This window comes from Candidatus Izimaplasma bacterium HR1 (assembly GCA_000755705.1).
In the GTDB taxonomy this organism is placed as follows: domain Bacteria; phylum Bacillota_I; class Bacilli_A; order Izemoplasmatales; family Izemoplasmataceae; genus Xianfuyuplasma.
In genome coordinates this window covers 1840693-1860443 of the sequence record CP009415.1, presented here as the reverse complement: position 1 = coordinate 1860443, position 19751 = coordinate 1840693, and the positions used below count along the sequence as shown (strand labels likewise).

General features: G+C 31.7%; 19 protein-coding genes. 14 read left to right on the top strand and 5 right to left on the bottom strand.

What is annotated here, in order from left to right; all coding sequences use genetic code 11:
* Window positions 1-21 precede the first annotated feature (21 nt).
* Window positions 22-621: a hypothetical protein gene (locus KQ51_RS09560; protein WP_052609436.1), complete on the bottom strand. Its 600-nt coding sequence runs from the start codon at window positions 619-621 to the stop codon at window positions 22-24.
* Between the two features lie 124 nt (window positions 622-745).
* On the opposite strand from KQ51_RS09560, the gene KQ51_RS09115 reads away from it, so the two are divergent.
* The 12 genes from KQ51_RS09115 to KQ51_RS09060 all read left to right on the top strand — a co-directional run bounded on the left by KQ51_RS09115 (window position 746) and on the right by KQ51_RS09060 (window position 12302).
* Window positions 746-1684: a questin oxidase family protein gene (locus KQ51_RS09115; RefSeq protein ID WP_038471376.1), complete on the top strand. Its 939-nt coding sequence runs from the start codon at window positions 746-748 to the stop codon at window positions 1682-1684.
* A 95-nt stretch (window positions 1685-1779) separates the two neighbouring features.
* Entirely contained in the window at window positions 1780-3372 is a 1593-nt protein-coding gene (locus tag KQ51_RS09110; protein ID WP_038471374.1) for a DEAD/DEAH box helicase, read from the top strand.
* Window positions 3373-3461: 89 nt separating this feature from the next.
* Window positions 3462-4628, top strand: a complete 1167-nt coding sequence (locus KQ51_RS09105; protein WP_038471371.1) for an amidohydrolase — start codon at window positions 3462-3464, stop codon at window positions 4626-4628.
* Window positions 4628-5263 (top strand): pentapeptide repeat-containing protein, encoded by a 636-nt coding sequence (locus KQ51_RS09100; RefSeq protein ID WP_038471369.1) that lies wholly within the window; start codon window positions 4628-4630, stop codon window positions 5261-5263. The genes KQ51_RS09105 and KQ51_RS09100 overlap by 1 nt, the downstream gene beginning before the upstream one ends.
* Window positions 5264-5276: 13 nt before the next feature.
* Window positions 5277-5945 (top strand): hypothetical protein, encoded by a 669-nt coding sequence (locus tag KQ51_RS09095; RefSeq protein WP_038471366.1) that lies wholly within the window; start codon window positions 5277-5279, stop codon window positions 5943-5945.
* Window positions 5946-6035: 90 nt separating this feature from the next.
* The gene (locus tag KQ51_RS09090) at window positions 6036-6359 is read left to right on the top strand and encodes a (2Fe-2S)-binding protein (protein WP_437178350.1); all 324 of its coding nucleotides are present in this window, start codon (window positions 6036-6038) and stop codon (window positions 6357-6359) included.
* Window positions 6346-7440: an NAD(P)/FAD-dependent oxidoreductase gene (locus KQ51_RS09085; protein ID WP_038471361.1), complete on the top strand. Its 1095-nt coding sequence runs from the start codon at window positions 6346-6348 to the stop codon at window positions 7438-7440. The genes KQ51_RS09090 and KQ51_RS09085 overlap by 14 nt, the downstream gene beginning before the upstream one ends.
* A complete protein-coding gene (locus KQ51_RS09080) occupies window positions 7430-7909 on the top strand; it encodes a 4Fe-4S binding protein (RefSeq protein WP_038471359.1) in 480 nt (159 codons plus the stop codon). The genes KQ51_RS09085 and KQ51_RS09080 overlap by 11 nt, the downstream gene beginning before the upstream one ends.
* Window positions 7906-8187, top strand: a complete 282-nt coding sequence (locus tag KQ51_RS09075) for a (2Fe-2S)-binding protein (RefSeq protein WP_038471356.1) — start codon at window positions 7906-7908, stop codon at window positions 8185-8187. The genes KQ51_RS09080 and KQ51_RS09075 overlap by 4 nt, the downstream gene beginning before the upstream one ends.
* Window positions 8177-9322: an NAD(P)/FAD-dependent oxidoreductase gene (locus KQ51_RS09070; RefSeq protein WP_038471354.1), complete on the top strand. Its 1146-nt coding sequence runs from the start codon at window positions 8177-8179 to the stop codon at window positions 9320-9322. Before KQ51_RS09075 ends, KQ51_RS09070 begins: the two co-directional genes overlap by 11 nt.
* A 12-nt stretch (window positions 9323-9334) precedes the next feature.
* Window positions 9335-10888, top strand: a complete 1554-nt coding sequence (pruA, locus tag KQ51_RS09065) for an L-glutamate gamma-semialdehyde dehydrogenase (protein WP_038471351.1) — start codon at window positions 9335-9337, stop codon at window positions 10886-10888.
* Between the two features lie 133 nt (window positions 10889-11021).
* Window positions 11022-12302, top strand: a complete 1281-nt coding sequence (locus tag KQ51_RS09060) for a helix-turn-helix domain-containing protein (protein WP_038471349.1) — start codon at window positions 11022-11024, stop codon at window positions 12300-12302.
* 288 nt (window positions 12303-12590) lie between these two features.
* Here KQ51_RS09060 and KQ51_RS09055 read toward each other — a convergent pair whose 3' ends face one another.
* Genes KQ51_RS09055 through KQ51_RS09040 form a run of 4 tightly spaced genes read right to left on the bottom strand, consistent with a single transcriptional unit; the run spans window position 12591 to window position 17019 of the window.
* Window positions 12591-14339, bottom strand: a complete 1749-nt coding sequence (locus KQ51_RS09055) for an NADH-dependent [FeFe] hydrogenase, group A6 (protein ID WP_038471346.1) — start codon at window positions 14337-14339, stop codon at window positions 12591-12593.
* A gap of 11 nt (window positions 14340-14350) precedes the next feature.
* Window positions 14351-16114, bottom strand: a complete 1764-nt coding sequence (locus KQ51_RS09050; RefSeq protein WP_038472090.1) for an NADH-quinone oxidoreductase subunit NuoF — start codon at window positions 16112-16114, stop codon at window positions 14351-14353.
* Window positions 16115-16118: 4 nt separating this feature from the next.
* Window positions 16119-16520 (bottom strand): (2Fe-2S) ferredoxin domain-containing protein, encoded by a 402-nt coding sequence (locus KQ51_RS09045; protein WP_038471344.1) that lies wholly within the window; start codon window positions 16518-16520, stop codon window positions 16119-16121.
* The gene (locus KQ51_RS09040) at window positions 16510-17019 is read right to left on the bottom strand and encodes an NADH-quinone oxidoreductase subunit NuoE family protein (RefSeq protein ID WP_038471342.1); all 510 of its coding nucleotides are present in this window, start codon (window positions 17017-17019) and stop codon (window positions 16510-16512) included. Before KQ51_RS09040 ends, KQ51_RS09045 begins: the two co-directional genes overlap by 11 nt.
* 370 nt (window positions 17020-17389) lie before the next feature.
* Here KQ51_RS09040 and KQ51_RS09035 point away from each other — a divergent pair, with 370 nt between their 5' ends.
* Both KQ51_RS09035 and KQ51_RS09030 read left to right on the top strand, forming a co-directional pair.
* The gene (locus tag KQ51_RS09035) at window positions 17390-18964 is read left to right on the top strand and encodes an ATP-binding protein (RefSeq protein WP_038471340.1); all 1575 of its coding nucleotides are present in this window, start codon (window positions 17390-17392) and stop codon (window positions 18962-18964) included.
* Window positions 18961-19632 (top strand): response regulator, encoded by a 672-nt coding sequence (locus tag KQ51_RS09030; protein ID WP_038471338.1) that lies wholly within the window; start codon window positions 18961-18963, stop codon window positions 19630-19632. The genes KQ51_RS09035 and KQ51_RS09030 overlap by 4 nt, the downstream gene beginning before the upstream one ends.
* The last annotated feature ends 119 nt before the right edge of the window (window positions 19633-19751 follow it).

Below are 19751 nucleotides of genomic sequence, written 5' to 3'. Positions count from 1 at the left end.
AATGATATAATAAAACGGAGACTAATTGTCTCCGTTTTTTTCTTTCTCATCATTTCTAAATACATCAAAGATACTCATTTGGTTTTCTTGATCAACTACATGTCGATATAACTCATAAATCTTTAATGCTAACTCATCTTGAGTTCCTTCTGTTGTATTAACAATAAAATCTATATGATTAAGATTCTTTTTATCAAAATGCTCTTTATCTTTTTCTAAACGATCAATTGTTTCAATTAAATTATCTCCACGCTCTAACATTCTTTCTTTTCTGGTGTCTTCCTCAGTTTCTAAAAGAACTATTACAGTATCTTTAATCTCGCAGTCATAAATACTATTTGCTCCATCAGGTTCTACGATTAGAACTTTATCATTAGTTGCTCCTTTTTTTGGAGTACCATAATAGTTATTGTTGTAGCAGACAGTCTCTAAAAATCTATCTTTTTCCATTCTGTTCTCAAATACTTTTTTACTTATAAAGTTGTAATCAACTTTGTTTACTTCACCTTGCCTAGGTTTTCTACTAGTAGTAGTTACCATCTTTTTGAAGTTATATTCTTCAATTAATATTTTCGCAATATCTGTTTTACCACTAGCACTAGCACCAACTAGAACCAACATAATAACCACTCCTTATGAAGATACTAAATACATTATACTGTATAACAATGTAAATTGGTATAATTTTCTAAGATAATGAAGCCATTAATGATATGTTATAATTAAGTGTGAAGGAAGTGAAAAAATGAAAATATATAAACGATATGAAGCTTTAAGTCCAATTTATCAGGGAGGATTAACTAATCACTTACCTATGATTCTTACTGCCTTAAAAAAACTAGGGATGAGTGAAGAAGATATTGTAAAGAAACTAGATCAATATAGAGAGCAAAAAACGTTGCTTGATTTAACAGAAACAACAACACCAATTAGTGAATTTGAGCAAGCGTACATTAATCGTTCATCATACTATTTGGGTGAGATTAATCGTAAAGGAGAGTATGTAATAATAGGTGAATTTATTAATAAACATAAGATGAATCTAGGTTCAGCTTTGTTTCATGGATTTATCAGATTAGCACATGCTAAAGAAGAGCAAAATGATCTGCTTATCGCCCAAGCTCTCGCGTATTTTGAATTAACTAGTGAAGATGTAGAGTTTAATTCAAAATACATTGATGAAGTGAACTTTCTGAAAAACTTTCACCTGCTTGAAGAATCTCTTAAAGCAAATGGATTTAGTTTTAAAAGTGCAAATACGATGAGTAAATTCAAGGAGTTACTAAATTCAGACCTGGTGAGTAACAAATTATATAAATTACGATATCCTAATCGTGAGTTTATATTAGACTTTGTAATGAAAAATTATATGAAAACAAATTGCTTTTATAACTTGCATCTCATAACAGGATTCGAAGCTTTGTTAGAACTAGAAGAGTATATTTTTGATTTTGAGGAAGTACTCAACCAATTCTTTCTTTATGCTCAAGTGTTTGTGTTGTTTACGTTAGAAAAATCTCCAGTTACTACATTAGAAGAAAAACCCATTGAAAATCTTAAAGAACTTATTAATGAGTTAAAAGATGCTCATGATATCAAGCTTTTTTACTCTTTAATAAAACTTGATAAATTGTTTGAGAATGATGTAATTAAAACTATTGCAAACCGCATCTTCACTAAATAACACTTACATAATGACAAAATAGTGAAAAGTAAGGAAATATCTTTACTTTTAAAATATATGTGGTAAACTTAATAGCCGACTTAGGAGGTGGTACTATGATTTATGAAAATAAACATATAGAGAAATCATTAACAGAAATGGGATTTGAAGACTTTACGGAAATACAAGCCAAAACAATTCCCTTATTAAAATCAGGTGTCGATATAATTGGACACTCACAAACAGGTACCGGTAAAACAGCCGCTTTTACATTACCGATACTAGAATCGATTGATTACAAGAGTGATAAAATTCAAGCAATCGTTTTATGTCCAACACGAGAATTAGTAGTACAAGTTAAAAGGGAAATTGATAAAATTGGGAAATATATTCCAGGTCTAAAAACAGTTTCAGTTTATGGTGGAGAGCCAATCTCAAAACAAATTGGATTCTTAAAAAGAAAACCACAAGTAATTATTGGTACCCCAGGTCGTACAATTGATCATATCAACCGTAAGTTAATCCGTTTAGGTAATATCAAGTTTTGTGTTTTAGATGAAGCTGATGAAATGTTAAAAATGGGCTTCAAAGAAGACATTGAGACTATTTTAGAAGCTACAAACCCTGAAAGACAAACAGTATTATTTAGTGCAACTATGCCTAAAACAATTATAAATATCTCAAAAAAATACATGAGAGATGCTCAAGTAGTAAGTGTTGTTACTGAAGAGCAATCTAACAAGGATATTACACAATATTACTACCAAGTTTCAGATAAAAACAAAGTTGAAGCAGTAGGTAGATTACTAAATGTATATAATCCAAAATTAACTCTAATTTTCTGTAACACAAAACGTAAAGTTGATGACGTTACTAGAGAATTAACTAAAAAAGGTTATAACGTTGATAAAATCCATGGTGATTTACAGCAAACAGCTCGTTTACACGTTTTAAATAAATTCCATAATGGAGTACTAGATATTTTAGTTGCAACTGATGTTGCTGCTAGAGGTTTAGATATTAAAAACGTTGAAGCTGTAATTAACTATGATACACCTGAAAAAGCTGAGTACTATGTTCATAGAATTGGTCGTACAGGACGTATTGGGAACAAAGGGTATTCATTTACATTAGTTAGTAAGAGAGAAGTCTCAAGACTAAGTAGTATATTTTCTTTCACTAAAGCAGATATCAAGAAAAGAAATATCCCAACTCCTGAAAAAGTGATTAGAGTAAAACAAGAAAAACAAATCGAAGAAATTCAAAATATCATAAACACAGAAAATAGTGATGCATATTTCGAAATAGCATATAATTTATTACAAAACAATGAACCTGAAAAAGTAGTAATTGCTTTATTAAATAAATTAGAAAAAAGAGATAATTCAGAAACTATTCGTGGAGATATCAATGAAGACTTCAAAAAAGGTTCAACAAGAACAAGATCTAGAGATGGTAGAAAGAAAAACAATCAAGTTCGTTTCCATCTTAATTTAGGTACTGGTAGTGGATTAGCGCCTAAAGGATTAGTTGAATTAATCTCAAAACGTACTAATCTTCAATCAAGAGATATTGATGATGTATTCCTAAGAAGAGGATTTTCATACTTCAGTACTCATGAAAAACACTTAGATAAAGTAATGAAAAACATGAAAAACTTTAACTACAGTGGAAAAAGAGCTAGTATTCAAATCGCAAACGATAAATAAGCAATCAAATTTGATTGCTTTTTTTATTTCCTATATCTTAAATAACGTAATTCTAGTATAATAAAAATAGTATAAGAAGGAGAGATATCATGTTAGTAATTAAAAATGCTTTACTATTTACAGTTACAAATGAAAATAATGTTTTAGGTAGTATCGTTATTGAAAACGGTAAAATCTTAGAAGTAGGTTCAAAAGTAGATTTAAAGAAATACAAAAAAGCAGAAGTGATTGACGCAAAAGGTAAGATTGTAACTCCTGGTTTAGTAGACCCCCACTGTCATATTGGTGTTATGGAAGAAGGAATTCAATTTGAAGGTAATGACACTAATGAAATGAGTGGACCTATCTATCCTGAACTTAGAGGTATCGATAGTATCAATCCTAAGGATATGGCTTTTGAATACACATATAAAGCAGGAGTAACTTCAGTAAATACTGGACCGGGTTCTGCTAACATAATCGGCGGAACATTTACTGCTATTAAAACTTATGGTGAAACAGTAGATGAAATGATAATAAAAGAAGAAACTTGTATGAAAATGGCTTTAGGAGAAAATCCAAAACGTGTTTATGGTACTTCTAATAAAAACCCAGGTACTCGCATGGCAAGTGCAGCTTTAATGAGAGAATGGTTATTTAAAGCCAAAGATTATCATAAAAAATACAACTCATTTATTAACAAGGAAAAAGACGCTAAAGAACCACCATTTGATATGAAATTACATTCGTTAATGCGTGTCTATGACGGAATGATAGTAAAAATTCATGCTCATCGCGCTGATGATATTATGACTGCAATAAGAATTTCTAATGAATTTGATTTAAATGTGACTATTGATCATGCTACTGAAGCATATATGATTCCTAGGCAAATAAAAGAATCCAACACAAAACTAATTATCGGACCTACATTAGGAATGGCCTCAAAATATGAGTTAGTAAATAAATCATTTAAATCAGCAAAAGTATTGGAAGACAATAATATTGATTTTGCTATTATGACAGATCATCCAATTATTACTTTAGATACAACTTTAGTTCAAGCAGCACTTTTCATTAAAGAAGGTTTATCAGAAAAAACAGCACTAGAAGCTCTAACATATACTTCAGCAAAACTAAATGGAATTGAAAATCGTGTGGGGTCTTTAGAGGTTGGTAAAGACGCAGATATCGTAATCTGGGACGGACCATTATTTGATATCATGACAAGAACTGAAGTAGTAATCATTGATGGTAAAGTAGCTCATACTAAGTAATGAAGAAACGTAAAAAGCCAATTCAAAGAATACCTTTAGAAGAGTACAAAGGGAGTATTACCATCGATGACGATTCGTATTCTATAGATTATTCTATCCTCAAAGAAAAAGAATTCAATAACAATGAAAATGTTCGAATAGTCTTTGATGCTTGCACTTTTGAGAAATGCACATTTACTAATAACTCATTTTTGAGAAGTGAGTTTATCGATTGTAAATTCACAAATTGTGATTTATCAAACAACACATTTACAGATTCAACATTTATCAGAACTGAATTTATCAATTCAAAGTTTATTGGTTCTCACTTTATAGAGAGCTTTATCAATGATATCCTTTTTAAGGACTCACTTGCTGAGTACTTAGACGTTGCAAACAATAAAATAAAAGTTCTAGAAGTAAGAAACACTGATTTAACATATTCAAGTTGGTTTGAAAATAAAATTGAAGGTATTAGTTTTTCAAAGAATAATCTAACTAATACAACATTTTTCAAATCAAATTTAAAAGACCTTGATATATCTTCTTGTGAAATCGAAAAACTTCGTATCGATCATGATAGTATTATAGGCTTAATAATATCACCTCTTCAAGCAGAGTCTTTTTGTCATTTGCTAGGGATAAAAGTTAAATAAAGGAGGTATAATTATGTATCGTAAATACCATAATAACGACGAGTTAATCAGCAATGTGCTAGTCACATTTGTTCTTTTCTGTATGTTTGGAATTATGTTTTACTTTATCTATTATGATACAGGAGGATGGACACCTTCATCATACTTCTATGGGGTACTGTCGGGGTTAAGCTTATCATTATCGTTACTTCATTTAGTGATATACATCATAAGCTTGAGAAGACCAATTCTAGATTATCAAGTGGATATGGAAAATGAAACTATCAAAATACCTTTTTCTAGGAAGATACAATTTAAGAAAATTAAGTTATTCGCAAATAGAGAAAATAGAAGTGAAGTAAAAGTATATTATAGAACATCAGTTTTGAATATAATTCTCTTTCATCTAAAAGATGATGAGGGGAATGAACTATCTTATGAACTTAGTGAAAAGATAGGTAAATATGCCACAAAAATTAACCATCGTGTATTATATAACTACAATATTTTGATGATTTTAATAGTGATAGGAATTAACTTACTATTTGTTTTAATTCAAGATCGATTTCCGATAATTCATCAAACATATAAATACTTCATAGTGTTTGGTATCAGTCTCCTCTTTGTAGGGCTGTTTACTGGTGTTCACTCACTCATATTGAATAGAATGTATATTAATAATAAAAACGAAAAAATAGAATAAACACTACTTAGTAGTGTTTTTTTTATTATCAATTTCTCAAAAATATTTTATGAAAGCGTTTTATATGATAAAATATGAAATAGGAGAGGAGTGATTTACTTGAGAATAAAAGACCATCCTATCTTAGAGTTTAAAGTTCGAGAAGAAGTTCGCTTTACTTATAATGGTAATCTTGTTGAAGGTCGAAAAGGAGATACAATTGCTTCTGCATTACATAATTTGGGGATCCGAAAACTAAGCCATAGCATTGAGCATAAACGTGCGCGTGGTTTTTATTGTGCGATTGGAAATTGTGCATCATGCAATATGATTGTTAATAACAGACCAAACGTAAGAACATGTGTAACATTGTTAGAAGAAGGCATGGATGTAAAGACTCAGGATGATAAAGGGGTGCTTTATGAAAAACTATGATCTAGTAATAATAGGGGGAGGACCTGCTGGTTTAAGTGCTGCTAAAATAGCTGCGGAAGCAGGAGTCAAATCTTTAATCATTGAAAGAGATTTTAAAGTCGGAGGACAATTAGTAAAACAAACACATATGTTTTTTGGAAGTGAAAAGCAATATGCTAAAACAAGAGGAATTAATATCGCTAAAATATTAATTAATGATGTTTTAAGGTTTGAAGAATTAGTTGATGTTATGACTAATACTACAGTTGTGGGACTGTATAATGATAATGTAATTACGATTTTACATGACGAAAAGTACTCGAAAATTCAGGCGAAAGCAATTATTATTGCTACTGGAGCAAGTGAAAAATTCTTAAGCTTTGAAAATAATGATTTACCAGGTATCTATGGAGCTGGAGCTGTTCAAACACTTATGAACGTTAATGGTGTTTTACCAGGTGAAAGTGTTGTAATGGTAGGTAGTGGTAATATTGGATTGATTGTTAGTTATCAACTAATGCAAGCAGGAGTAAAAGTAAAAGCAGTTTTAGAAGCAGCTCCAACTATTGGAGGATACAAAGTACATGCTTCAAAACTAAAAAGGCTTGGTGTTGATATTTTAACAAGCACTTCAATTAAAAGAGCGATAGGAAAAGATACATTAGAAAAAGTAATAACAACAAAACTTGATAAAAATTGGAATCCAATCAAAGGGACTGAAAATGAAATAGAAACTGATGTTCTTTGTATTAGTGTTGGACTTAGTCCTTTATCAAGTTTATTGAGTATGATTGATACAGAAATGAAGTATGTTCCATATTTAGGAGGATTAGTACCAGTCATTGATTGCAACCATGAAACAAGTACTGAAAATATTTTTGTTGCTGGAGATGTTTGTGGTGTCGAAGAGGCTAGCAGTGCTATAGTTGAAGGTTATTTAACAGGGTTAATCGTTAGTGAAAGACTAGGGTTTGAACACTCTCAGTACACCGAATTATATAAGGATTATAAAGCTCAGTTAGAAAATTTAAGAAGTGGACCTTTTGGTGAAAAAACAAGATTAGGACTACAAGAATTAAGAGGTGAATGTGATGCTAAGTAAGCAAGGGACACCAACGATAGAGCAGGTTAAGTCACGTTTCCCAAATAGAGAGGTACTAATTAAACCAAAAGCAATCACTGAATGTTATGAAAGTATACCTTGTAATCCGTGTAGTACAAGTTGTCCATTTGATGCTATCCATATTGGAGAAGATATAAATACTCCACCAACTGTTGATTTTGATAAATGTAGCGGATGTTCAGTATGTGTTTATAATTGCCCTGGACTAGCAATTTTTACGGTCCAAGAAAAAGAAGACCACATGCAATTTAAAATACCATATGAATTCGTACCTTACCCAGAAAACAATGAAGAAGTTTATGCGATTAACCGTAATGGAGACATTATCGGTGATGCAGTAATTAAAAGAACTCAGATTTCTGACAAACAAGACAAGACAGCCTTATTAACTGTGAAGGTTTCTAAAGAATTACTTTATGAATTTATCACAATAAGGAGAAAAATATGAATAAAAAAGATATAATAATATGCCGTTGTGAAGATGTAACTTTAGACGATCTTCATAAAATATTTGAAGAGGGTTATACTACATTTGAAGATATCAAACGAATCTTACGTGTTGGTATGGGTCCTTGTCAAGGTAATACATGTCAGTTATTAGTTCAAAGAGAAATAGCTAAGTTCTTAAAGAAACCACTTAAATCAATAGAAACCCATAAAATTAGACCACTAATTACAGGAGTCAAACTTAAATCAATTGTGGAGAACGCAATAGATGAAAGCTAATATAGTAATTATTGGTGGGGGAATTAGTGGTGTTGCCATCGCATATAATCTAGCTAAAAAAGGTGTTAAAGGTATAATCGTATTTGATGATAATTATATGAACGGCGGAGCTACTGGTAGATGTGGCGCTGGTGTCCGACAACAATGGGGGACAAAAGGAAATTGCATCATGGCGAAGATGAGTGTAGATTTCTTTGAAAAAGCTCAAGTAGAACTAAAATATCATCGTGATATAGAATTTAAACAAGAAGGATATTTAATCGTTGCAGTAAATAAAGAAGAGGATGAGAAATTTACGAAAAACGTTAAACTTCAAAATAGTGTAGGAATACCATCTAGAAAACTAACAGTAGAAGAAGCTCTAGAAATAGTTCCTCACCTAAATAAAGATGTAATGGTAAGTGCAACATTTTGTCCAACAGATGGACATCTAAATCCATTCTTAATGACAGATGCATACTACCACGCTGCAAAGCGACTTGGAGTTAAATTCTACTACCGTGAAAAAGTATTAGATATTGTTGTTAAAAACAATAAGATTACTAAGGTAATTACTGAAAACTATCAAGTTGAAACTAATAAAGTGGTAAATGCAGCTGGTGGATTTAGTTATGAAGTAGGACAATTAGCAGGAGTAGATATTCCTGTCTATAGCGAAAATCATGAAATTCTCGTAACGGAACCAATAGAAAAAATTCAAGGACCAATGGTAATAAGTTTTAACAAAAATATTTATTGCCAACAAGTTCCTCATGGTTCGTTTATTATGGGTCGTAGTGGAAAAAATGTACCACATAATCACGATATTCATTCAACACATCAATTCCTTGATGAGATGGCTAAAACTGCAGTTGAGTTATTACCACCTCTTGGTGATTTACGAGTAATAAGACAATGGGGGGGAAGTTATAACTGTTCGCCCGATCGTCAACCAATTTTAGGAGACACAGATCAGTTAGATGGTTACTATCTTGCTGTTGGATTTAGTGGACACGGATTTATGTTCGCACCGATGACAGGATTATTACTTGCAGAAGTAATTATGAAACAACCAACGACTATTGATCTTAAAGATTTACATATTGATAGATTCAAAAATAATAGAGAAACTGATTACGAACATTCCGTAGTCTAGAAAGGAAGTATTATGATATATTCTTACAAAACTGAACCATTAATAGATTTTACAAACAAAGAAAATCTTAAGAAGTATGAAGAAGGTATCAAAACTGTTAAAAGTTACTTAGGAAAAACATATCCATTAATTATTAACGGAAAACTTGTTGAAAGTGGAAATTTATATACTTCATTAAATCCAGGAGATCACACAGAAGTAATTGGTCATATTCATCAAGCAAGAATCAGTGATGCTGAAGAAGCAATGAAAGCAGCATTAGAGGCATTTAGTTTATGGAAAAAAGTACCAGCTAAAATGAGAGCTGATGTACTATTTAAATCAGCAGCAATCATAAGAAAACGCAAATTTGAATTTAGTGCTTTAATGACACTTGAAGCAGGTAAACCTTGGCCTGAAGCTGATGCTGATACTGCTGAAGCAATAGACTTCTTAGAATATTACGGAAGACAAATGTTACTTCTAGAGAAAGCTGATGAGCAAACATTGTCACGAAGAAACCTAGAACGTAATGAATTTAAGTATATTCCACTTGGAGTAGCAGCAATCATAACTCCTTGGAACTTCCCATTAGCTATCTTAGCGGGGATGACTTCAGCTGCAGTTGTTGCTGGTAACACAGTATTATTAAAACCGGCTATTACAACTCAAGTTATCGCTTATAAATTTATGGAAGTTCTAAAAGAAGCTGGATTACCTGAAGGTGTAGTTAACTTTATACCTGGAAATGGACCAGAAATTGGTGAGTACATGGTTAAACATCCAAAAACTAGGTTTGTTTCATTCACTGGTTCAAAAGCGGTTGGATTATCAATAAATGAAACTGCAGCTAAACCACAAAAAGGACAAATATGGATTAAACGTGTCATCGCTGAAATGGGTGGTAAAGATGCTATCTTGGTTGATGGAGACGCTGATCCTGAAATGTCAGCAGAAGCCATAGTGAAAAGTTCTTTTGGTTTTAGTGGCCAAAAATGTAGTGCTTGTAGCCGTGCGATAATTCATGAGGACGTTTATGATAAAATTATCCCACTTATTAAGAAAAAAACTGAGGCATTAACATATGGAAATCCCGAAATATTTAGTAATTTCACGGGACCATTAACTGATGAAAAAGCATATAATAAAGTTACTTCATATATTGAAATAGCAAAAAAAGAAGGTAAATTATTAGCTGGGGGAATTAGTGATAAGTCTAAAGGTTGGTTTGTCTCACCGACTGTGTTTACTGATTGCTCACCAGATTCTAGAATAATGCAAGAAGAGGTATTTGGACCAGTTCTTGCTATAACAAAAGTTAAGACATTCGAAGAAGGAATTAAAGTTGTAAACAATACAGAATATGGGTTAACCGGTGCCTGTATTTCAAATAATAGATTTCATTTAGAACAAGCACGTGAAGAATTTCACGTTGGAAACTTATATTTAAACCGTAAATGTACTGGTGCAATTGTTGGATATCAACCATTTGGTGGATTTAATATGAGTGGTACTGATAGTAAAGCTGGAGGACCTGATTACCTATTACTACATATGCAAGCAAAATCAATTAGTGAATGGTTATAATTAAGAAGAAGCAGAAATATCTGCTTCTTTTTTTATGTTATATATGTTTTTTCTAGAACATTAGTAAATGTAGTGTATAATTACAAGTAGAGCATTTAAGTATTTAAGATTATTAAAACAAGGTGGTGTAAATATGTTGTTTCATTTGAAAGTAGAAACAAATAACTCGTATAAGGAATTAGGACAACTCTTACGGTTTTATCGTTTGAGAGAAGGATATTCATTACGTGACCTAGGTTTGTTAGCTAGAATATCTCATACCTTTATTGCTAATATTGAACAGGGCAAAGTTCATGGAAGCGATAATACTTTAAGGGAACTATACAATGTACTCAATGTGGAATTCTATGATATTTCAGATTTGCGCGATGAATTTGTAGAAATATATGATGTCGCTTTTGATTATCTATATAAATACGAGTATACAAGAGCAATAGTTGAAATGGAGAAGCTGCTTGAAAAAGAAGAGATTTATGTTCACAGTGCATTGATTACTGAATATGGACTAATTAAGTTCTTTTATCAAGCTTTGTTAAAAAAAACAACAGAAGACAGTAGTGTATGTATGAATATTTACGGGAGAATGAAAGGTAATTTTAGTGATCGACAACTCCAACTTTTTCATTTAATTGAGGGTGTAAACCTTTATAATGAAGGGAAGTATGTTGCTTCTCAAAAGTCACTATATCAGGCCTTAACAGTTGGTAATTCTAAGCTTGATTATCTCATCAAAGTATATATAGTTAAATGTAAAGTCAAAACATTTAGTTTTATGGATGTAGTTCAAATTGGTGAGGAAACTATCGACTTTTTTGAAGACAATGTTATTTATTTAAGAGCTATGGAATTAAGACTTTCAATAGCATATTCATATATATTGGTAAGAAAGTTTAAAGATGCAAAATCTCTTTTGAATAATGTATATGATTTCTCAACAAACTTTAATGCAATATATTTGATTGAAGAGACTAAATTATTACTGGGGGCATTAGAGTTATTAGTAGGTAATATTGAGTTTGCTGAGGAGTATTTAGGAAGTTATAAAACAAGGAATACAATCATTTATTTTCTTCTAATGAGAGTTGCGTATGAGAATAACGATTCAAAGGAAGTAAAGAGGTTGTATGATGAGTATTTAGTTTTTACTGAGTCAAGACCAAAAGTAAAAGAAGATTTATTAGTTCAAATATCTATCTGGGAGATGGGTCTTGTTGCATATAATGAACAGGATTATTTGGCAACTATTGATAAGATTATTCAGTTAAGCGAGGAAGCAAATGATATTGAAGTGATAGATATTTCATACAATTTCCTTATTAGACACTATAAGAAAAAGCGAATGTATAAGAAAGCTTTCGAAGCAAGTGAAAGAGCTAGAGATATTCGACGATACGGAAGCTTAAATTGTAAATGATTACAAATAAGATATAAACTTTGTTTACAGGTATAGCTTAAGTGGAAATAAGTTATATTCTATATGCTTTTGTAAAATAACAGGATCCTCTTGAAAAAAGTCGAAATAATGAGATAATATAGATGAAGGTATAAGGGACCGAATGGTGAGTAAGCAAGTAGTTTATTTATTAAGGAAAGAATAACCAGGGTACTAGGGGCTTACCATTCAAAAACTAAAGAGGACAAATTGTCCTTTTTTATTTTGCATAAAAAAAGACTTTCATTGAAAGTCTTTTTTGATTTATATTTAAATTTTTTCTCCAGGCACATAACAAGTATGTAGTAAATCATGTGCTTTTTCACCATATGGTTTACCTAAATAGTCTTTATAGAGCTTTTGAACCATTTTGTTTTCATGTGATTTGCGTCGAGGAGTATTTCTATCAATTTCATATATAGCTGCTTGACGTTTTTTAATTACGTCTTGATTTCCATGATGATAAGGTTGTCCTCCACCACCAATACATCCACCCGGACAAGCCATGATTTCAATAGCGTGGAATTTAGACTCACCACGTTGGATTGATTCTAGCAATTTACGTGCGTTTCCTAAACCATGAGCAATACCGATATTTAATTCTAAATCTCCGATTGTTACTTTAGCCTCACGGATTCCTTCTAAACCACGTAATTCTTCGAAATCAATTTTTTCTAGTGTTTCCCCTGTTATCATCTCAGATGCAGTACGAACTGCTGCTTCAATAACTCCTCCAGTTGTACCGAAGATAGCTCCAGCTCCAGTTGATTCACCTAACATATTATCAAATTCAGTATCTGCTAAATCATTAAATTCTATTCCAGCTTCTTTGATCATATGTCCGAATTCACGAGTTGATAAAACATAATCAACATGTAAATATTCTTCTTTAGATAACTCAGATCTTGCACTTTCAGCTTTCTTAGCAACACAAGGCATTATACTTACAACTTTTAAGTTCTTTGCAGGGATATTAACTTTTTCTGCGTAATATGTTTTGGCGATTGCACCTAACATTGTTTGCGGTGATTTACAAGTTGAAGGAATGTCTAACATATCAGGGAACTGATGTTCAAAGAACTTAACCCATGCTGGACAACAAGATGTTAGCATCGGCAATGTTCCACCATGTTGAATTCTGTGAACTAATTCAGTAGCTTCCTCCATAATTGTTAAATCTGCTCCAAAGTTTGTATCAAATACAGCATCAAAACCAAGTCTTCTTAATGCTGTAACTAATTTACCTGTTGAGATTGTCCCTGGTTCCATACCGAACATTTCACCAATTGCAACTCGTACAGCAGGAGCAACTTGAACTACTACGTGATTTCTTTCACGAGATAACTCTCTCCAAACTGAAGGTAAATCATTTCTTTCAGTTAACGCTGCAGTTGGACAAACAGCAACACATTGTCCACAGTAAGTACATGAAGTATCAATCATATCTAGATGGAATGCTGTACCAACTACAGCATCAAATCCGCGATTGATTCCACTTAATACACCAACTGTTTGAACATCGTTACACATTGTCTCGCAACGACGACACATAACACATTTATTAGGATCTTTAACAATTGCATTACTTGAGTAATCAATTGGATAATTCATTTTGACACCTTTGGCATGAATCTCACGAATATTCAATTCCTGAGCTAATGTTTGTAATTCACAATCAAGATTTTTCATGCATGTTAAACAATCAAATGGATGATTACTTAGTAATAATTCCATATTAGTACGACGTGCGTTTATCGCTTTTAATGTATCTGTATTGATAACCATTCCGTCATAAACCATCTCAGCACAACTTGGTGCAAGAGCGTTACGACCTTCTACTTCAACAACACATACACGACAGCTAGCTACTTTGTTTACTACACCGAAATCACATAAGTCTAAATGACATAAAGTCGGAATATGAATACCAACTAGTTTAGCTGCTTCTAAAACTGTTGTTCCTAAAGGTACTTCTAAATCCATACCATTTACTTTTATTTTAGCTGTTCTATCACTCATGACGATTCCTCCTAAGGTTTAATGATTGCATCAACAGGACATGCTGCGAAACAAGCACCACATGCGATACATTCATCCTCATTAATAACGTGTTTAACTTTAACTTTTCCTTCAATACAACTAACTGGACATACTCTCGCACATTTTGTACATCCAATACATTTGTCAGCATTGATTGTATATGAAACTTTTTTAGTTCTATAAGCATAAGCTTCGTATTCTTCTCTAAAATATTCCAATGAACTCAATACAGGATTTGGAGCACTTTGTCCTAATCCACATAAAGAGCTGTTTTTAATGTTAATAGATAAATCTTCTAAAATATCTAGGTCTTCAGGACACCCTTCCATTTTGATAAGACGATCTAAGATTTCAAACATACGTTTTGTACCAATTCTACAAGGAGTACATTTACCACAAGATTCATCTTGAGTAAAATCTAAGTAGAATCTAGAAAGTTCAACCATATCATCATCTTCATCTAAGATAATCATTCCACCAGAACCCATCATGCTTCCAATTGATTTCAATGATTCGTAATCAATTGGTGTATCAAGATGTTCTGTAGTGATTACTCCACCACTAGGTCCTCCTGTTTGCACAGCTTTAAACTTTTTACCATCAATAATACCACCACCGATATCGTAAACGATTTCACGTAATGTTGTACCCATTGGAACTTCAACAAGTCCAATATTATTGATTTTACCAGCAAGAGCAAAAACTTTGGTTCCTTTTGAACCTTCAGTACCGATGCTACTAAACCACTCTGGTCCATTTAAAATAATTGGTGGGATGTTAGCAAATGTTTCAACGTTGTTTACGCTTGTAGGCATATTTTTATATCCAGCTTCACTTGGGAATGGAGGTTTTTTGGTAGGTTCTCCTCTCATACCTTGAAGAGAATTGATTAAAGCAGTTTCTTCACCACAAACAAATGCTCCAGCACCTAAACGAATTTCAATGTCAAAGTCAAATCCACTACCGAATAAATCTTTTCCTAAGAAACCATACTCTCTAGCTTGAGCGATTGCAACTTCTAATCGATGAATTGCAAGTGGATATTCTGCTCTAATATAAACCATACCAGTAGCAGCACCCATTGCATAACCTGCGATTGCCATTGCTTCTAATACTGTGTGAGGGTCTCCTTCTAAAATAGAACGGTCCATGAATGCCCCAGGATCTCCTTCATCAGCATTACAAATAACATATTTATCAATACGACGATGTTTTGCAGTTAATTCCCATTTTAAACCAGTTGGGAATCCTCCTCCACCACGACCACGTAATTTAGAATCTTTCATTAAATCAATTACTTCTTTAGGAGTTTTCTCACTTAAGACGATAGCCAAAGCTTCGTATCCTCTTACAGCTACATACTCACTAATATCTTCAGGATTAATAAATCCACAGTTACGTAAAGCTATACGATATTGCTTTTTATAGAAATCCATATCTTTATGTTCTTTAACACGTTCATTTTCTTTTGGATCTATAAATAATAATCTTTCAACAACGCGTCCTTTTAAAACATGTTCTTCAAAAATTTCATTAATATCAGTTAGTTTTACTTTTACATAAAATACATTATCAGGTTGAACTTTGATAATTGGACCTTGTCCACAAAATCCAAAACAACCAGTTTTAATAACATTGATTTCATTTTCCATATTCAATTCTTTAACTTTTGCTTTCAAAGAATCTAGCATTTCTTGTGATTCACTGGCCATACACCCAGTACCACCACAAACTAATAAAGTCATACGTTTCATCACTTTAAACCACCGCCTTATTAAACGATTTTATTAAGTAGTTTTCATCAAGTAATTCTCGTTTAATGATTACAGTGTCTACTAATTCTTTAACTTTACCTTCAGTAATTTTCCCGTATATAACAGGTTCTTGTCCAGGAATATTTATTTGAATAGTAGGTTCTGCATGGCAAAAACCAATACATCCAACACTAATTACTTTTACTTCACCTAATTTTAATTCCTCAATAACTTCTAAAAGCTTATTGAAAGTATCTCTAGCGCCAGCAGCGATACCACAAGTACCCATACCTACTAAAACTTCAACTAGTTTACTATCTTCAACTTCACCTTTTTCACGTAAGTTTACTTTATCTTGTAAACTAGCACGTAATTTTCTTAATTCATCTAAACTCTTAATTGCCATCTTCTTCACCTCGATATCGATTCAAGATTCCTTCAACCATATCTGCATCTACATGGCCATAAACTTTCTCACCGACAGTAAGAACTGGTGCTAAACCACATGCTCCAATACATCTTACGTCTCTAACAGTAAATAAACCATCTTCAGTAATTTCGTTTTTGCCAACTTTTAAAATGTCTAAGCATTTATGTAATACTTTTTCTGAGCCTTTTACATAACATGCGGTACCCATACAAACACTAACAACATTTTTACCAGTTTTCTCTTCACTAAAATAAGAATAAAAACTAACAACCCCATTCACTCTTGCTGCATTTAAATCTAACTTTCTTGAAATATAAAGTTGTAAGTTATGAGGAATGTACCCAAACAGTATTTGTGCACGGTGTAATACATTGATCAACGTCCCCCTAGGATCTTGTAAACTTGCAATATATATATCAAGTTCAGCTAATAAATCCTTATCAAGTTCATCAATGTTTAAGTTGATTTCACTCATAAATAATCTCCTCTCAATTGCTATTTTTATTGGAATTTAAAAAATAAATCATTTCGACTATCAAATTTTAACAAATAATCACCTATAATAGAATGATTACTTTTGCAAATAGATTAATAAAATTACAAATAGAGCAAAATGGCTTAAATAAAGTCTTTAAAGCGTATATTTTTATGATTTTTTTAGTTTTTTTATTATCTTATTTTTTTAAAATATAAAGTTGAAAACAAAGTAAGTGTTTTCATTAACCATAAATGTTTTACCTCACTTTAAAAGTACCATTTTTTATTAAAAAAAACAAATCTTCATATACTATGTATATGTTATAATGAGTATATACTTTAACGAAATAAATAGAAGAAGTGATAAAATGAAAATAAAAAGAAATGATAGATTCATTTTTTTAATGTCTTTATTACTTACGTTTTCGTTCATCTTGTTAGCAGTTTATATTATAGTAGAAGAGTTTGGTCATATTGAAAGTGTGTATGAGAAGGACTTATATAACATAGCTAACATTATTGCAGACGATGAGGTAGTAATTGAAAAAATTAAAAGTGGAGATAACTCATTAGATACTTATGTTGATAAGTATTATGAGAATGTCGAAGATTTATCTTTAATAATTATTTTAGATATGAACAATATACGATATGCTCATCCTAATGATGTTGAGTTAGGTAATGAATGTGATCAAATTGAGGTTTCTGATATTTATAATGGTGAACCTTATATTGGTAGTTATGTAGATGAAAACAATGTAAAAAGTATTAGAGCTTTTGTTCCGATTTATGATGGTGATACACAAATTGGTGTAGCAAGTACCGGTATTTTACAAGGTGATGTGAACGCACTTAAACTTAGTAAAACTACAACAATCCTTTTAGCTTTTGGCTTTGGATTAATCGTTTCATTAGTTTCACTTACTTGGCTGCTAAATAGATTTAAGAGTGAACTATTAGGCTTTGCACCTACAGAGATAGCGCTACTATATGCTGAAAACAAATCAGTAATTGAGCAATTAAATGAAGCCGTAATATCTGTTGATGATAATTATAAAATTACCACTTTAAACAAAAAAGCGAAGAAAATGTTCGATTTATCAGATTCGATAATTGGTAAAGACGCAGAAAAAGTTATTTCGTTTATTGATTTTAAAACTATCATTGATGGAAATGAATACGTCGTTAATAAATATCGAAAAATCAATGATGACAAACTATTAATGAATGCATTTCCGCTATATCTTGAAGATAAAATTATTGGGGCTACTGCTGTATTTAGATCACATCTAGAAGTCGATTCTTTAGTTGACCAGATAACAGGATATCAACAAATGTCGGTTGCTCTGAGATCGCAAAAACATGAATTTCAGAATAAACTTCATGTTGTTCTCGGACTTATCAAAATGAAAGATTATGAGAAGGCAGAAAACTACATAATGGAAAATGTCTATAAGACAAATCTTGCTAGTGATTACTATACATCTAGACTAAAAGATGATCGAATTTTAGCACTATTTATTGGTAAGGAAATTCAGTCGAAGCAATTCAACGCACAACTACTATTAACTAGTGATTCATATCTAACCAAAGTACATAATCCGATTAACTCTGATGATATTGTAATTGTTCTTGGAAACTTAATTGATAATTCTTTTGAAGCTTATGTGAATAAGGATATGGAAAATAAGAGAATAGTGGTAGACATATTTGAAGATGAAGAGAAAATAAAGATTACGGTCATCGATCAAGCTGGTGGAGTTGATCCAGAAGTTATCAACAATATGTTTGAAAGAGGAGTTAGTACTAAAAATGGAGACAGTAGGGGTACAGGACTAAGTCTTGTAGGGGAAATAGTAAATGTGTACAGTGGTGAAAAAACTGTGCAAAGCTCAGAAAAAGAAACAAAAATCGAAATTATATTAATGAAGGTGAACTTATGAAATTAAGAATTGTAATTGTCGAAGACGACCCTATGGTAGCACATATTCATAGACACTATTTAAATGAGCTTAAAAACTTTGAAATTATCAAAGTAATTGATAATGGTTTAGAAGCTTTTGAGTTTATTAAGGAAAATGAAAATGACATCGATCTAGTAATCCTTGATGTTCAAATGCCAAAACTAAATGGACTAGAAGTATTGAAAATTTTACGAGAAGAAGGCAATGATGTTTCAGTGATTCCAATCACTGCTGTTAACGACAATAAAACGATTAGCGAATTCCTTAATCTTGGTGTAGTAGATTACTTAGTTAAACCTTTCTCACAAGAAAGATTTAATCAGGCAGTATATCGTTGTGAACTCAAATACAAAATGTTTCAAGAGAATGGAAAACTATCTCAAAAAGAGATTGACCAAATGTTCAACACCTCAAGTGACTCCAATTTACCAAAAGGTCTTCAAGAAAATACACTTAACTACATAGTATCAATTCTGAATGACCACAAAAAGGAACTGCTAGATGTAGAAGAAATCTCAGGTATCACTAATCTAAGTAAAGTTTCACTACGTAAGTATTTAGATTATTTAACAGAGATAAGTAGTATTGAAAAAAGAATTGATTATGGAACAGTTGGTCGTCCAAAGTACAAATACTATATCAAATAGAGAAGAAGAATTCTTTCTTCTCTTTTTTTATGTTCTAAGTGAGTTTAATTTTCTTACTTTTTTTATTTACAATAATAGACTTTGATTACTAAACAATTTACAATATCACTGTAACAAAA

What these genes read in the sequence shown, in the direction of transcription:
- KQ51_RS09560 (WP_052609436.1), bottom strand. Translation starts at nt 621, where the DNA reads ATGTTGGTTCTAGTTGGTGCTAGTGCTAGTGGTAAAACAGATATTGCG.
- KQ51_RS09115 (WP_038471376.1), top strand. Translation starts at nt 746, where the DNA reads ATGAAAATATATAAACGATATGAAGCTTTAAGTCCAATTTATCAGGGA.
- KQ51_RS09110 (WP_038471374.1), top strand. Translation starts at nt 1,780, where the DNA reads ATGATTTATGAAAATAAACATATAGAGAAATCATTAACAGAAATGGGA.
- KQ51_RS09105 (WP_038471371.1), top strand. Translation starts at nt 3,462, where the DNA reads ATGTTAGTAATTAAAAATGCTTTACTATTTACAGTTACAAATGAAAAT.
- KQ51_RS09100 (WP_038471369.1), top strand. Translation starts at nt 4,628, where the DNA reads ATGAAGAAACGTAAAAAGCCAATTCAAAGAATACCTTTAGAAGAGTAC.
- KQ51_RS09095 (WP_038471366.1), top strand. Translation starts at nt 5,277, where the DNA reads ATGTATCGTAAATACCATAATAACGACGAGTTAATCAGCAATGTGCTA.
- KQ51_RS09085 (WP_038471361.1), top strand. Translation starts at nt 6,346, where the DNA reads ATGAAAAACTATGATCTAGTAATAATAGGGGGAGGACCTGCTGGTTTA.
- KQ51_RS09080 (WP_038471359.1), top strand. Translation starts at nt 7,430, where the DNA reads ATGCTAAGTAAGCAAGGGACACCAACGATAGAGCAGGTTAAGTCACGT.
- KQ51_RS09075 (WP_038471356.1), top strand. Translation starts at nt 7,906, where the DNA reads ATGAATAAAAAAGATATAATAATATGCCGTTGTGAAGATGTAACTTTA.
- KQ51_RS09070 (WP_038471354.1), top strand. Translation starts at nt 8,177, where the DNA reads ATGAAAGCTAATATAGTAATTATTGGTGGGGGAATTAGTGGTGTTGCC.
- pruA (WP_038471351.1), top strand. Translation starts at nt 9,335, where the DNA reads ATGATATATTCTTACAAAACTGAACCATTAATAGATTTTACAAACAAA.
- KQ51_RS09060 (WP_038471349.1), top strand. Translation starts at nt 11,022, where the DNA reads ATGTTGTTTCATTTGAAAGTAGAAACAAATAACTCGTATAAGGAATTA.
- KQ51_RS09055 (WP_038471346.1), bottom strand. Translation starts at nt 14,339, where the DNA reads ATGAGTGATAGAACAGCTAAAATAAAAGTAAATGGTATGGATTTAGAA.
- KQ51_RS09050 (WP_038472090.1), bottom strand. Translation starts at nt 16,114, where the DNA reads ATGAAACGTATGACTTTATTAGTTTGTGGTGGTACTGGGTGTATGGCC.
- KQ51_RS09045 (WP_038471344.1), bottom strand. Translation starts at nt 16,520, where the DNA reads ATGGCAATTAAGAGTTTAGATGAATTAAGAAAATTACGTGCTAGTTTA.
- KQ51_RS09040 (WP_038471342.1), bottom strand. Translation starts at nt 17,019, where the DNA reads ATGAGTGAAATCAACTTAAACATTGATGAACTTGATAAGGATTTATTA.
- KQ51_RS09035 (WP_038471340.1), top strand. Translation starts at nt 17,390, where the DNA reads ATGAAAATAAAAAGAAATGATAGATTCATTTTTTTAATGTCTTTATTA.
- KQ51_RS09030 (WP_038471338.1), top strand. Translation starts at nt 18,961, where the DNA reads ATGAAATTAAGAATTGTAATTGTCGAAGACGACCCTATGGTAGCACAT.